Here is a 12,789-nt window from a genome sequence, read left to right on the forward strand (position 1 = left end):
CGGGTGCGCGCGGGCCATGTGATCACCGCAACGGGGGCCATCGAACGCGGCCTCGTCTTCGGCAATAACGACCGGCCCGGCGTCATGCTGGCCTCTGCCGTGCAGGCCTACGTCAACCGATACGGCGTCGCCCCCGGCAAGCGGGCTGTGCTCTTTACCAACAACAATTCCGCTTACGCGGTGGCCGCCGATCTGGCGGCGGCGGGGGTCGAGGTGAGGGCCATCGTCGACAGCCGTGATGCGGTGCCCGACGAGGCGCGGGCGATCGTGCCCGGCATCGAGATCATGGCCGGAAAATGCGTGACCGAGGCACAGGGCGCACGGCAGATCCGTAGCGTGGCCGTCGCCGCGAAAACCGGCGGCTCGGCGCGGATCATTTCCTGCGATCTGCTGGCCATGTCGGGCGGCTGGAACCCCACGGTGCACCTCTGGTCCCAGTCCCGCAGCACGCTGCGTTATGACGACCAGCTTGCAACCTTCCTGCCCGACACGCCCGCGCAGGCTGTCAGCGCCGCAGGCGCGGCCACTGGCGCGCTCACCCTGCACGATGCGCTGCGCTCCGGCGCCGAGGCCGCCGCGAAGATAACGGGCACGCAAAACCCGGACATCCCCGACGCCCCCGACCTGCTCTATTCCATCGAGCCGCTCTGGCGGGTGGAGACCGCGAAGGGCAAGGCCTTCCTCGACCTGCAAAACGACGTGACCGTGGACGACATCCACCTCGCCCTGCGCGAAGGCTATTCCAATGTCGAGCACGTCAAGCGCTACACCACCGGCGGCATGGGCTTCGATCAGGGAAAGACCGGCAATATCAACATCATCGGCACCGTGGCGCTGGCGCAGGGGCTGGCGATGGAGCAGGTCGGAACCACCACCTTCCGCGCGCCCTATACGCCCGTCTCCTTCGGGGCCATCGGCGGCCTGCGCGAGGGAACCGTCGCGCTACCCTACCGGCACACGCCGATCACCGAATGGAACCTCGCCCAGGGCGCCTTCATGTACGAGGCCGGCGCCCGCTGGCGCAGGCCGGGCTATTTCCCGCGCGCGGGCGAAGGCTTGCAGGAGGCCACCAATCGCGAATGCCGGGCGGTGCGCTTTGGCGTGGGCGTCTATGACGGCTCCCCCCTCGGCACGTTCGAGCTGAAGGGCCGCGACGTGGGCCGCTTCCTTGACTACCTCTACAGCAATGTCATGTCCTCGCTGAAACCAGGCAACGGGCGCTATGGGCTGATGCTGTCCGATGACGGGCTGATCATGGATGACGGCGTGTGCTTCCGCCTGGATGAGCATCGCTGGATCATCTCGACCTCCACCGGCCATGCCGACGCGATCAACGGCCATATGGAGGAGATGCTGCAAACCCGTTTCCCCGGCTGGAACGTCTTCATCACCACCGTCACCAGCCAGTGGAACAACGCCACGATCTGCGGCCCGAAGGCGCGGGAGGTGATGGCGGCGCTCGGCACCGATATCGACCTCTCGCCGGAGGCCTTCCCCTTCATGACCGTCCGAGACGGCACCGTGGCAGGCCTGCCCGCCCGCGTGGTGCGCGTCAGTTTCACCGGGGAACTGTCTTTCGAAGTGAACGTGGCCCCCCGCCATATGCGCGCGCTATGGGCGAAGGTGATGGAGGCAGGCGCCCCCTTTGGCATCCTGCCCGTGGGGTCGGAGGCGAGCCATGTTCTGCGCGTCGAAAAGGGCTTCCTGTCGCTCGGGCACGAGGTTGACGGAACCGTTGACGCCTATGATCTGGGCATGGGGTGGGCGATGTCGAAGAAGAAGCCCGATTACCTAGGCAAACGCGCAGTCCATATCCGGCGCGATGGGGGCGGGCCAAGGCGCGAGTTGGTCGGCGTGATCCCCGAGCCCGACCGCCAGATCCCCGAAGGCGCACCGCTGACACCGGGCGGACGAAAGGAAAAGACCGAAGGGTTTGTCACCGCCTGCGTCTGGAGCGTGGTGCATGAACGATGGGTCGGGCTTGCGCTGTTGGACAACGGCCATGCCCGCCACGGCGAAACCGCGCATGTGCGGCTGAAGGGCGGCGAAGTGATCCCGGTTCGGGTCACGGCGCCCTGCCACTACGACCCCGATGGCGACAAGCTGAGGTCCTGAGCGATGCCCTATGACGTGACATTCAAACGGCTGGAGACGCAGGCGCTTCTTGACCTGAAAGGCCCGCAAGAGGCACTTGGGGCTTGGGCAGGCAACGCGCTGCCGCCCTTCCCCGACCGGCCCAACTCGAAAACCGAGGCCGGGGGCGTGACGCTGATGTTCATCGGCCCCGACCACTGGTTGCTGCGCGCCGATCTGGACCATGAAGCCCCTTTGGAAACAGCCCTTCGTCCCGCCGAGGCCCCGCCGGAAATCTCCCTCGTCCGGGTCTCTGACACGCTCGCGTGGTTCCGCATCACCGGGCCGGACGCGTCGGAAGTCATGGCTGTGGCCTGCCCGATGGACCTGCACGACAGCCGCTTCGGCCCCGAGGCCGCGAGCTTTACCGAGGCCTTCGCTCTCAGGGCGCTTGTCACCCGTTGTAAAGGCGGGTTCGATGTGGCGGTTGAACAGAGTTTCGGGCCGATGGTGACGGATTGCCTCGCGCGGATCACCGCCTGAGCCAGCCAATGAAAGCGCGCGCAGAGCGCACCGATCCAGCGCCTCGGGGCAGGGGGCGGATCTGCGGTCCGCGATCCTGCCGGGCGGCCCGTTGCGGGCCACCTTTCGAGGCAGCTGTCAGATTCTCACCTGCACTATTCCATCCAGAACCCGCGCCTCCAGCACCCGCATCGGCCGCGTCGCAGGCGCCGCCACGGGCCGCCCGTCGCGCACGTCGAACGCGCCCTGATGCAGCGGGCATTCGATGACATGGCCGTCGAAATACCCGTCGCACAGATCCGCCCCGCCGTGATTGCAGAGCGCCAGCGAAGCATAAACCCCGCTCGGTGTGTCATAGACTGCGATCAAGCGTCGCCCGACCTCCACCCGCGTGACCCAGTTCTTCTCCAGATCCGCCACCGCGATCACATCGCGCCAGTCCTTGCCACTCATCCCCGTGCCTCGCGGATCTGGCGCAGGATGTCGAGATGCGCGCCGAGATAGCCGCGCGGCTCCACATGGATGTGGTCGCGCAGTTTCTCGTGCAGGCGCGGCAGGGCGTGATAGGGCACCGAGGCCACGTAGTGATGTTCGGCGTGGTAGTTCATGTTCCAGCACAGGAACCGCCAGGGGGCGGAGACGAGGTTGGTGCGGGTGTTGTCGCTCATCTGCGCCACCGTCGGGCGGCCCACATGCTCGGTCATTCGGATGAAGCGCATCACCGGTTCGCCAAGGAACAGCGGGATGATCCAGTACCAGATCAGCCCCCACCAACCGGTCAGCGCCATACCCGCGAAGATCACCGCATAGACGCCCAGCATCATCCGCGCGTCCCAATAGACGGCGGCATATTCCTCCTTCGGGATGAAACGCTTTTCGACGTCGGAAAGCCGCCCGCTGGCGTGGCGGAGCACCTCGGTGAACTTGGACCGCCAGTAGGGAATGGCAGAGAGATACCACAGGTATTCGCCATAGGTTTTCGGCATCGGGATCTGTTCCGGGTCCTGCCCGGTCAGCTGTGTATAGGTGTGGTGGTCGCAATGCTCGTACCGGAAGAAGCGGTGCGGAAGCAGGATGATCAGCCCGCAGATCTGGCCCACGATATCGTTCAGTTTCCGTGTCCGGAACACGGTGTAATGCACGCATTCATGTTGCAGCGAGAAGTGGTGCACCAGAACGATGCCTTGCAGGAACATCGCGGGCCAGATCAGCCAGCTGTCCCAGGCCAGCGCGATCAGCGTGGTGGTGCCCGCCAGCACCAGCACCCAAAGCGCCAGCCGGCGCAGGGCGGGGCCGTCGGATCGTTGCATGAAGGATTTGAGCTCGTCCCGGGTCAGCTTGCCCTCTGCAAGCGCCTGGGTCAGGGGCGTGACAATGCCTTGTGTCATTGTTGGTGGTCCATGAGTTCTGCCGGTGCCGGGGGCCGCAAGGGGCGCCATCTCGGGCATGACCGGCACCGGAGACGGGAGTGCTCCGCACCATGGGGCCGCCTCACACCGGCCCCATTACCTATTGATTATGGGGCCGCCCGCGATTCTGGCAAGCCCCCTGCCGCTACCCGGTGGCGCGCAGGCCGATATCCCGGTCTGGCGCGGCGAAGAGCGCCGCGGCGCAGGGATAGCGGGCGAGTATCGCGGGCCCCTCGGGCAGACGCTCGGCGCGGAAGACGCCCTCTTCCCACAGGGTCACGCCATCGACCTCGATCGTGGGGTCGAAGATGTTCCAGCTGATCTCGCCCGGCGCATAGGTGCCGCAGGTGTGGAAATGCAGGATGCGCGGATTGCCGAAGGCCGCGCCGCCCCACCGTTCGTAGTTCTGGCGCATGTCCCAGGGATAGCCGCAGCCGGGATGAATGCCCGCATGCCAGGAATGGACGAAATCGCGGTCAATCCCGAACATCGACGACACCCGGTCATATTGCGCATTGGCGCGGGCGACATCCGCCGGTTCGCCCTCGAACCCGGTCAGGCGACCGTTCTCCATCAGGGCAAAAACCGGTGCGCCGAATTCGGGCGAATAGTCGTCGTAATACTTCGAACCGGTGCCGGTCAGAAAGCTCATCGCCGCGCGGCCCGAGAAACTATGGGCGGGCACCGGGGTAAAGACCGACATGGGAAAACGCAGGATCGTTGTGTCGCCCTCTGGCGTCAGGTTCATTTCGGGCCGCCCGGTGATCTCGGTCCCCAATGGGCAGGTGATCCGCACATGTTCCGCCCGGTCCAGCGTCTCGTTCACGGCGGCTTTTAATTCTAGAAACGCCGCGTGATGGCCATTTGCGAAGCCCGACCCGAACAGATCGCGCGAGAGCGCGAAGCTGACGATGATTGTCTTGCCCTGCGGCATGTCGGAAAACCGCAGTTGATCGCCAAGCCGTGCGAGGAAGACGATGATGTCGGCCGCTTCGAACCGGGCCAGCAAGTCCGGCGGCAGGTGCGGGTTGTCGGGGTTGAACCCCACGTCGACCGCATCGACCCGAAGCCCGAGGCGTTCGGCGGCTCGGGAAACGATGCTGACGGCATCGGCATCGAAATAGCCATATTCAGGCGGCTCATAGGCAACGAGCAGCCTGTCACCCGCCGCCGCATGGGCGCAATTGCGCAGCAGGTTGAGCGCACCTTTTTCCGGGGACGGGGTCGGCATCTGGTGGGCTCCTTTCCTGATCTACACCAAAAATGTTGACGGATCGTAAAGTCACTCTAACTTCCGTGAGTTGCACTCAGCTATTTGATTCCCGTAATGGGTGCCATTAGACTGACTTATATGATCATCAACCTTCCCTTCTCTGCCCTGCGTGCTTTCGAGGCGGTGGTGCGCCTGTCGGGCTTCTCTGCCGCCGCGCAGGAACTGGGCGTCAGCCAGAGCGCCGTCAGCCAGCATGTGAAGACCCTGGAGGAATGGCTGGGGCATGAGCTGTTGATCCGTGGCGCCCGCAAATCGGAACCGACACGCGAAGGCGATCAGCTGGCCCGTGCAATCTCGGACGGGCTGGGGCGAATCTCGGACGTCTGCGCACAGCTACGAGACCGGACGCGATCGGAAAACACCATTGTCATCAGTTGTTTGCCGGGCTTTGCCTTTACATGGCTGTTCCCCCGCCTGCTCAATTTCGACACCACGCATCCGCATCTGGCCGTGTCCATTGCGACGGATACCGGCCAGCACCCGTTTTCCGCCGCTGATGCCGATATCGGCATTCGATATGGTCTTGGTGACTACCCCGGTTTCCACGTGGATCACCTGATGCATGAATGCCTGACACCCGTCTGCGCCCCCGCATTGGTTGATGGCCCGCCCGGCCTGCACCGATTGCAGGATCTGGCCCATCACACCCTGCTGCATGACGAAAACGAAAGCTTCGGCAATGCTGCCCCAACGTGGGACTTCTGGGCGCGGAACTGCGGCCTGACCCTGCCGAAACCGGCCAAGTCACGACGCTTCGGGCAATCGAACCTCGTGGTTCAGGCGGCGATTCAGGGGATCGGTGTGGCGCTCGGGCGCAAGCCGCTGGTGATCGACGCGCTGCGCGACGGGCGGCTGGTGCGGCCATTCCCCGAGATTGCGCAGTCGCCGCTCTCCTATTGGCTGGTCCTGCGCCATGACCGGATGGACAGCGCCAAGGTGCAAAGCTTCCTGTCATGGATCAGGTCCGAGGTCGCCTCGGAACCGGACCTGCCGGACGCTGTTTTGCCAATGAATTAGCCTGCCTAATGGGGGCATTACCTCTGCCCCATGGCGCAACCCTGCGCCTTGCGGCAGGATGGGCCATCGCCACCCGAAGAAAGGACGCCACCCATGTATCTGAGAAACTGCTGGTATGTTGCCGCCTGGAGCAAGGATGTAGGCCGCGAGCTGAAGGCGGAGACCTTTCTGGGCGAGCGTATCGTGTTCTACCGCAAGGAAGACGGCAGCCCTGTGGCGCTGGAAAACGCCTGCCCGCATCGTAAACTGCCGCTGTCCAAGGGCAACCTGATCGGCGATACGGTGGAATGCGGCTATCATGGGCTGACCTTCGATTGCACCGGCAAATGCACCGACAGCCCGACGCAGCGCGGCATGACCCCACGCCGGGCGGTGGTGAAATCCTACCCGGTGGTGGACCGCTACCGCTTCCTCTGGATCTGGATGGGCGACCCAGGCCTGGCCGATCCCGATACCATTTTCCCGATCCCCAATTTCGACGATCCCAACTGGGGCAAGACCGATGGCGGGGTCATGGATATCGACTGCCATTACCTGTGGGTCTGCGACAACCTGCTCGATCCCAGCCACGTCGCCTGGGTGCATGTCAGCTCCTTTGCGGGGGCGGGTACGGATGACGAGCCGCTCAATATCGACCGCCACGACAACGGCGTCGTCGTATCCCGCTGGATCGAGAACAAGCCGCCGTCGCCCTATTATGCAAAGCTGGTCCGCTTCGAGGGCGATTGCGACCGGCTCCAGCATTACGAAATGTGCATGCCCGCCATCGGGGTGAATAAATCGATCTACACGCCCGTCGGCACAGGGGGCTACGGCAAGCCGCAGGTGGAGCAAACCTTCGTCAACATCTCCTACAACTTCATGACCCCGATTGATGAGGACCGGACCCGCTATTTCTGGTTCCAGCACCGCAATGATCATGCGGAGGATCAGGCGATCTCGGACTACATGAATGACGGTGCGCGGATGGCCTTCCTGGAGGACAAGGAGGTTCTGGAAGAGGTTCACAAGGGCATGAAGAATCCGGTGACTCCCCATATCGACCTTGGGCTCGATGCCGGGGCCAAGGCGTTTCGGCTGATGCTGGACCGGGCGATCAAGGCGGAAACCTGATGGCCGGTCATTCCAGATCGTAGATCACGCTGGTGCCGTTGGCATTTGTCCAGCGCAGGCGTGTGGCGCTGATCACCGTCAGACTGTTGCCATTGCCGGTTTGGAACCGGTCCAGCGCAATCCGGTGGTAAGGCACCGGGGGCGAGGAATAACCCTGCCTTTGCAGCGTGATCATGTCCGGGCCGATCACACGCAGGATCTGACGCAGTTCCTGTCCGTCGGCCCATTGACCCAGATAGGTTCCCCCGGTGATGCTGACCTGTGCCGCGATGGTTCGCGTTGCGGGATGGTTTGGGAAGAGGTCGGCCTTTGCGGGAAACACCCCCAACAGGAAAGGCGCGAGCAGCAACTGGCGGCGGGTGGGACTGGGCATTTGCAGGGCCTTTCTCGGTTTGGGGTATGTGACAAGCCTAGGGGGCGGATGCCCGGCTGCGGATAGGGTCGATCCCCCAAACGGGGCTGTGGACCGCTAGGAAAACCCCGCCAGCGCAGGGCTGACGGGGCTGCATGACGCGGCTGCGCGCGGGGGGGTGGTCAGTCGTGATCGTCCTCCTCTTCGAGAATGCTGTAAGAGCTGCCGACGCTCGTACCCTCTTCCACAAGAACGCCACGGTTGTCGCCCACGATGCCTTGTCCGACGCTGATCTCGATCGGGGCGCCGATGGCCACGTTGCTGATGTCGGGCCAGGAGGGGCATCGAATGCGGAACGGGTGTTCGGTATGCGCCAGTTCCGGGCAATAGCGCGGCCCGGTATCGGCATTCGGGATGCCGGGATTGGCGACGTAGTCGTTCGGTCCGGTTGCGGATTGGGCAAGGGCAGGGGCGGCAGAAAGCGCCAGCAGGGCGGCAAGAATGTATTTGGTCATGGTGGGCCTTTCGGGTTGGGGCGGTGTCTGGGCAGAAGATAGCCGGGGCATCGGTCACCCTGGATGAGGGCGATCCCCCAATTGTCCCCTGGCCTATCCGGACCGCGCGCCGATGTTCCCGAAGGTCAGTGCAGAGGCGGGCATGCTGATGGCCAGCGTCACCGCGGCGGCAACGGGCAGCAGCACGGCAATGGCAAGGGTGGCGGTGAGCGTGGTCAGAGAGGATGCGCGGTTCATGAGGTTCTGCCCCTGTTTCATGATGAAGCCGGGATCAGGGATACGGTGCCCATACCTGCCGGGGCACGGGTCCAATACCTCAGTCAGACGGGGCTAGCCGTTTTCGCGGAAATCGTCGTCGGCGCTGCGCAATTCGGCGGGGCTGGCGAACCCGTCCTCGTTTGCGTCCACACGCCGAAAGGCGATGCGATAGGCGGCGAAATTGCGGATCAGCCGGGCCGTGGGTTGGCCGGTGCGAGCCATCTGGCGCACGAATTCGCGGAACTCGGGAAAGCTGAGCATCCCGTCGCGGTTTGCGTCCGCCACGACAAAGGCATCGACCTCGCCTTCGGTCACGGGGCCGACGCCATCCACCTCGGTCTGGGCCATGGCCGCGAGGGGAAAGGAAAGTACCAAGAACAGAACCGGCAAGCGCATCATGAGGCTCCTTTTACCACGCGGTCTGCAGGAATTCGCAGCGAAAAAACGGTGCCCTTGCCGGGGGTGGAGGTGACGGCAAGTGTCAGCCCGTGCTGCGCGGCCAGTTCGTGGCAGATCGACAGGCCAAGCCCGTGGCCGCTGCTGTCCTTGCCCGATGACCAGGCCTGCCGAAAGCTTTCCAGTTCGTCTGCCGTCATGCCAACACCGGTATCGAGAATCTCGATGCTGGCCCCGTCCGGCTTGCGGCGCACCCCGGCCAGAACGGTTCCCTCGGTGGTGTATTTCACCGCGTTCGACACGAGGTTCGACACGATCCGCATCAGGATGAGCGGCGGGACAGTGACGGGGATCGACGACGGCACGATCCGCAGGCGCAGACCCTTCGACACGGCCTCCTCGCGGAACATTTGGGCGACCGTGTTCAGGATCAGCGACAGGGCATAGGGATCGGTGCTGTCCTCCGGTTCCTCTGGCGTTGGCTCGCCGGGCAGATCCTCCTCGGGGCGGGTGTCTTCCAGATGACCAAGCGCCAGATCCTGCATGTAGTCGAACGCCTCGGACAGCCGTTTCCGGATTTCGGGCGACTGGTCGCGGGTCATGGTTTCCATCGTCATGCGCAGCGAGGCGAGCGGTTGGCGGATATCGTGGGACATGGTGGCCAGCTGCTGCCGCCGCCGGTCGGCCAGGTCACGGGCGTGGCTGTAGTTGCGCTCGGCCTCCAGCAATTCGCGGGTGGTCTCCGCCTCTTTCTGAAGCGCCACCATCTCTCGTTCCAGCGCCGCCGCATGTTCCCGCCGCATGTCGATCAAGCCGACCGACAGGCCCGACATGGTGCCGAACGCGATGATTGCGTAAATCGCCTTGATCGCCCAGTTCATCGGGATCTCGACCGAACCAAGCCGAGCCAGTGCCAGCAGGATCAGCAGGCCAAGCCCGACAAAGGCCACCAGCACAACCATCCGAAAGACCGGCCTGCGAGCACCGGTCACCATGTCCCACTGGAACCCTGCCAACAGGTGGCTCCCAAGCATCAGCACCAGCAGGATGTAAGAGGCGGGGGCCATGATCTCGGGCGGGAGGAGGAAGACAAGGCCAATGCCGATGATCGAGACCGCCGCGAGGCCCCGCATGGCCTGTTTCAGCTTCGGCCGCCGGGCGAAGCGCGCCAAGGATAGGGCGGCGGTGGCAAATCCGGCGGCACATAGCGCATAGAGCAGCGATAGGCCAACCGGCAGGTGCCAGGTGGGATGGGCGGGATAGAGAAAGCGGAACAGCAGAATGTCGATATAGGCGATGAAGATCAGCCCCAGGGCCAGAAGCCCCGCGTATGCGCCACCCACATCGCTGCGCATGGTGGCGCTGAAGACCGCGAAGAACAGGATGCAGGAGCCCAGGAAGGCATAGAACCCGGCCAGCGTCAGGCCGTCAGTGAAGGTGCGGGCCTGATGGTCGGCGGGGGTTTCAAGGCTCAGATCCACCAGATCGGTCGCGCCATAGGTCATGCGCACCATCAAAAGCGCCCGTTCCCCGGCAGTCAGTTCCACCGGAGCGCTGCTCAGCCTTGTGGCGCTGAAATCGGAAGGGTCGAAGGGCTCGCGGATGTCGTGGGCCAGTAACTGCTCGGTCAGGCCGCCATCGCGCACAAGGAACACATCAAGCGCCACAAGACCATGGGTATCCGACGCCAGAATCCAGGCATCGGGCGGGCGGCCCTCATCGGGGGCGACGTTCAGCAGTTCGGTCAGCGCCCAGATCGGCTGATAGGGGGCGGCAGGTGCGATCACCGCGTCGAAATCACCGCTCAGGGCGCCGTCCATATAGGCGGTGACGATGTCGGCAATCGGTTGGCCCACATCACGGGCAAAGCGCATGGCGGGCGCGATATCGGGCGAGGAATAGGCCGGGTCGACCTCCATCACCGGCGGGCTCTGCGCGGCTGCCGGAAGGCTGGCGAAAAGCAGGGTCGCGCAAACAGAAAGGAATGATAGGATCGCCCGCAACAGATTGCCTTTTCAAAAGATAATGGGGGGAGCTTAGTTTGCCCGAGCCAAGATTTCACGCGGTTATTGCCGATGATCATGCCATCGTCCGGGCGGGGTTGCGCACGGCGCTGGAAACCCCCGGCATGGTGGAAACCGACGGCATCGCCGTGGTGGACGAGGCGGGGGATGGGCTGCAGGCCATATCCGCCGTGCGTCAGCACCGGCCGCATTTGCTGCTGCTGGACGTGCAGATGCCCCATGCAGGCGGGCTGGAGGTGCTGCTGGAGGCGCGCCGCTGGTCGCCCGATACCAAGATCGTGATCCTGACCGGCGTCATGTCCGTGGGCAAGATCAGCGAACTGGTTTCAAGTGGCGTCGATGGTCTGTTTTCCAAGGGCGAGGACAATACCGAGCTCTATCGCCAGTTGCCCAACATCCTGCGCGGGCGGCGTCACATCGCGGCGAGTCTTGTGGCCATGCTGGAGGACGCGCCGGACGCGCCCGACCTGACCGCGCGCGAGAGGCAAACGCTGAACCTGATCGTTGCGGGCCAGTCGAACAAGGAGATTGCCGAAACGCTCGGGATCAGCGCTAAGACCGTGGACCGCCACCGCACCAGCCTGATGCAGAAGCTCGACGTGCATTCCGTCGCGCAGCTGATTGCCTATGCGCTGCGCGAAGGGTTGATCGACCCGGCGGGCGGGCTGTAGCGCCGCCGGGCCTGTGCGGCCTCAGGGCCGGTTGATCGCGGGGGCCGGGCGGCCAGAGGCTTCGGCGAGGTCCATGATGCTGTCATGGATTGCCTGTAGCGTGTAGTTCGGGTTGTGGGCATAGCCCCCCGGATCGCGCGTCACGAACTGGAAGTTATAGGCCGCCGCCAACAGGCGCGGCGTCCAGCTGGAATATTGGTTGGGGAAGATCGCTTCGCCTTCGTCCACCTCTCCATTCCCGTTCGTGTCGTTGAAGAAATACGGGTAGCTGTGCAGCTCATAGAGGATCGGCGCACCAGCGACCGTTTCCGCATAGGCGGCGATTTCTGCGGCCAGGATCAGGCGCAGCCCCTCGACTTCGGCGGCGATGCCTTCGGTGATGTCGCCGTCGCCGTCATAGTCGATGCGCGAGATGCGGATCGTCTCGGGATCGGCGTTTTCATGGCAGGTCAGGCAGCCATCGGTGACCACCTCCAGCGAATGCGGATCGTGGCAGGAGGAACAGGTGGTGATCGGCCCGGTATGGCTGAAAGCCCCGTCATAGGTCCTGCCCATGTATTCATAAAGCCCCGCGACTTCTGACCCGAAAGTTGTCGCGCCCGCTGCTGCATAATGCGGGTTCACGAAGCGCAGCTCGCCATTCGGCGCGTCGGGGTCCATCCCCTCCAACTGCCCTTGCAGCGTCGGGCCGGACGACCGGCCCTGGTGGCAGGTCAGGCAAGTGCCCGCATTGGGTAGCGCGGTCATGGTGACGCCGGACGGGAAGGTGATCTCGGAAATCGCCGATACGCCGTCGGTGTGGCAGGTGTCGCAATCCACGACGCCCCCCGGCGCGATGGTCTGGTCGATCATGCCGACGGCCGTGCCATCCAGCCCATGAAAATCGCGGAAGCCCGCCCCGGAATGACAGACCGCGCAGGCGGCGGGCACCTCGTCTTCGCCGTTCCAATGGGCGAAGGCCTCGGCGGCGGCATCGCCATGGGCCGATTGCACCCAGGCCTGCACGGCGGCAGCGGTGCTGTTTTCCTGCGCGAGAATGGCAGAGGGTGCAATGGCAGTCAGCAGGGCCAACAGGGTGGCGCGGGCGGTCTTCATGACAGTCTCCTTCAGGGCGGGAACAGCTTGGGTCCAGATATGCCCGATTGCTTCGGTCCTGGCTTTGACCT

General features: G+C 64.2%; 14 protein-coding genes. 5 read left to right on the forward strand and 9 right to left on the reverse strand.

Translation table 11 applies throughout. The features are described from left to right. Both BKY26_RS11155 and BKY26_RS11160 read left to right on the forward strand, forming a co-directional pair. Window positions 1–2,115 (forward strand): glycine cleavage T C-terminal barrel domain-containing protein (locus BKY26_RS11155; protein WP_071690469.1); only part of this gene is annotated, 2,115 nt, incomplete at its 5' end. Between the two features lie 15 nt (window positions 2,116–2,130). Then, window positions 2,131–2,616: an aminomethyltransferase family protein gene (locus BKY26_RS11160; RefSeq protein ID WP_245764449.1), complete on the forward strand. Its 486-nt coding sequence runs from the start codon at window positions 2,131–2,133 to the stop codon at window positions 2,614–2,616. A 117-nt stretch (window positions 2,617–2,733) separates the two neighbouring features. Here the strand turns inward: BKY26_RS11160 and BKY26_RS11165 are convergent, their stop codons facing one another. From BKY26_RS11165 to BKY26_RS11175, 3 genes are all read right to left on the reverse strand, one after another. Further along, entirely contained in the window at window positions 2,734–3,048 is a 315-nt protein-coding gene (locus BKY26_RS11165; RefSeq protein WP_071690471.1) for a non-heme iron oxygenase ferredoxin subunit, read from the reverse strand. Then, entirely contained in the window at window positions 3,045–3,983 is a 939-nt protein-coding gene (locus BKY26_RS11170) for a fatty acid desaturase family protein (protein ID WP_071690472.1), read from the reverse strand. The genes BKY26_RS11165 and BKY26_RS11170 overlap by 4 nt, the downstream gene beginning before the upstream one ends. A gap of 166 nt (window positions 3,984–4,149) precedes the next feature. Continuing rightward, window positions 4,150–5,235: a hypothetical protein gene (locus BKY26_RS11175; RefSeq protein ID WP_071690473.1), complete on the reverse strand. Its 1,086-nt coding sequence runs from the start codon at window positions 5,233–5,235 to the stop codon at window positions 4,150–4,152. A gap of 120 nt (window positions 5,236–5,355) precedes the next feature. On the opposite strand from BKY26_RS11175, the gene BKY26_RS11180 reads away from it, so the two are divergent. Continuing rightward, a complete protein-coding gene (locus BKY26_RS11180) occupies window positions 5,356–6,294 on the forward strand; it encodes a LysR substrate-binding domain-containing protein (protein ID WP_071690474.1) in 939 nt (312 codons plus the stop codon). 93 nt (window positions 6,295–6,387) lie between these two features. Further along, window positions 6,388–7,407: an aromatic ring-hydroxylating dioxygenase subunit alpha gene (locus BKY26_RS11185; protein WP_071690475.1), complete on the forward strand. Its 1,020-nt coding sequence runs from the start codon at window positions 6,388–6,390 to the stop codon at window positions 7,405–7,407. Between the two features lie 7 nt (window positions 7,408–7,414). Here the strand turns inward: BKY26_RS11185 and BKY26_RS11190 are convergent, their stop codons facing one another. The 5 genes from BKY26_RS11190 to BKY26_RS11205 all read right to left on the reverse strand — a co-directional run bounded on the left by BKY26_RS11190 (window position 7,415) and on the right by BKY26_RS11205 (window position 10,847). After that, window positions 7,415–7,780 (reverse strand): hypothetical protein, encoded by a 366-nt coding sequence (locus BKY26_RS11190; RefSeq protein WP_071690476.1) that lies wholly within the window; start codon window positions 7,778–7,780, stop codon window positions 7,415–7,417. A 161-nt stretch (window positions 7,781–7,941) separates the two neighbouring features. Beyond that, entirely contained in the window at window positions 7,942–8,274 is a 333-nt protein-coding gene (locus BKY26_RS11195; protein ID WP_071690477.1) for a hypothetical protein, read from the reverse strand. 93 nt (window positions 8,275–8,367) lie between these two features. Beyond that, window positions 8,368–8,511, reverse strand: coding sequence for a hypothetical protein (locus tag BKY26_RS20250; RefSeq protein WP_158514329.1), 144 nt, complete (start codon window positions 8,509–8,511; stop codon window positions 8,368–8,370). Between the two features lie 93 nt (window positions 8,512–8,604). Continuing rightward, the gene (locus tag BKY26_RS11200) at window positions 8,605–8,928 is read right to left on the reverse strand and encodes an EF-hand domain-containing protein (RefSeq protein ID WP_071690478.1); all 324 of its coding nucleotides are present in this window, start codon (window positions 8,926–8,928) and stop codon (window positions 8,605–8,607) included. Then, window positions 8,928–10,847, reverse strand: a complete 1,920-nt coding sequence (locus tag BKY26_RS11205; RefSeq protein WP_131541841.1) for a sensor histidine kinase — start codon at window positions 10,845–10,847, stop codon at window positions 8,928–8,930. Before BKY26_RS11205 ends, BKY26_RS11200 begins: the two co-directional genes overlap by 1 nt. 122 nt (window positions 10,848–10,969) lie before the next feature. Between BKY26_RS11205 and BKY26_RS11210 the strand changes: the two genes are divergently transcribed. Further along, a complete protein-coding gene (locus tag BKY26_RS11210) occupies window positions 10,970–11,623 on the forward strand; it encodes a LuxR C-terminal-related transcriptional regulator (RefSeq protein WP_071690480.1) in 654 nt (217 codons plus the stop codon). A gap of 21 nt (window positions 11,624–11,644) precedes the next feature. On the opposite strand, the gene BKY26_RS11215 is transcribed toward BKY26_RS11210, so the two are convergent. After that, window positions 11,645–12,718, reverse strand: coding sequence for a cytochrome c3 family protein (locus tag BKY26_RS11215; protein WP_071690481.1), 1,074 nt, complete (start codon window positions 12,716–12,718; stop codon window positions 11,645–11,647). Window positions 12,719–12,789: the final 71 nt, after the last annotated feature.

The organism is Nioella sediminis (genome assembly GCF_001879695.1).
Lineage (GTDB): Bacteria > Pseudomonadota > Alphaproteobacteria > Rhodobacterales > Rhodobacteraceae > Nioella > Nioella sediminis.

Bases quoted from the DNA above. Each gene is read 5' to 3' on its own strand.
- BKY26_RS11175 (WP_071690473.1), bottom strand. From the start codon at position 5,235: ATGCCGACCCCGTCCCCGGAAAAAGGTGCGCTCAACCTGCTGCGCAAT.
- BKY26_RS11165 (WP_071690471.1), bottom strand. From the start codon at position 3,048: ATGAGTGGCAAGGACTGGCGCGATGTGATCGCGGTGGCGGATCTGGAG.
- BKY26_RS11215 (WP_071690481.1), bottom strand. From the start codon at position 12,718: ATGAAGACCGCCCGCGCCACCCTGTTGGCCCTGCTGACTGCCATTGCA.
- BKY26_RS11190 (WP_071690476.1), bottom strand. From the start codon at position 7,780: ATGCCCAGTCCCACCCGCCGCCAGTTGCTGCTCGCGCCTTTCCTGTTG.
- BKY26_RS11180 (WP_071690474.1), top strand. From the start codon at position 5,356: ATGATCATCAACCTTCCCTTCTCTGCCCTGCGTGCTTTCGAGGCGGTG.
- BKY26_RS11205 (WP_131541841.1), bottom strand. From the start codon at position 10,847: ATGGAGGTCGACCCGGCCTATTCCTCGCCCGATATCGCGCCCGCCATG.
- BKY26_RS20250 (WP_158514329.1), bottom strand. From the start codon at position 8,511: ATGAACCGCGCATCCTCTCTGACCACGCTCACCGCCACCCTTGCCATT.
- BKY26_RS11185 (WP_071690475.1), top strand. From the start codon at position 6,388: ATGTATCTGAGAAACTGCTGGTATGTTGCCGCCTGGAGCAAGGATGTA.
- BKY26_RS11200 (WP_071690478.1), bottom strand. From the start codon at position 8,928: ATGCGCTTGCCGGTTCTGTTCTTGGTACTTTCCTTTCCCCTCGCGGCC.
- BKY26_RS11170 (WP_071690472.1), bottom strand. From the start codon at position 3,983: ATGACACAAGGCATTGTCACGCCCCTGACCCAGGCGCTTGCAGAGGGC.
- BKY26_RS11195 (WP_071690477.1), bottom strand. From the start codon at position 8,274: ATGACCAAATACATTCTTGCCGCCCTGCTGGCGCTTTCTGCCGCCCCT.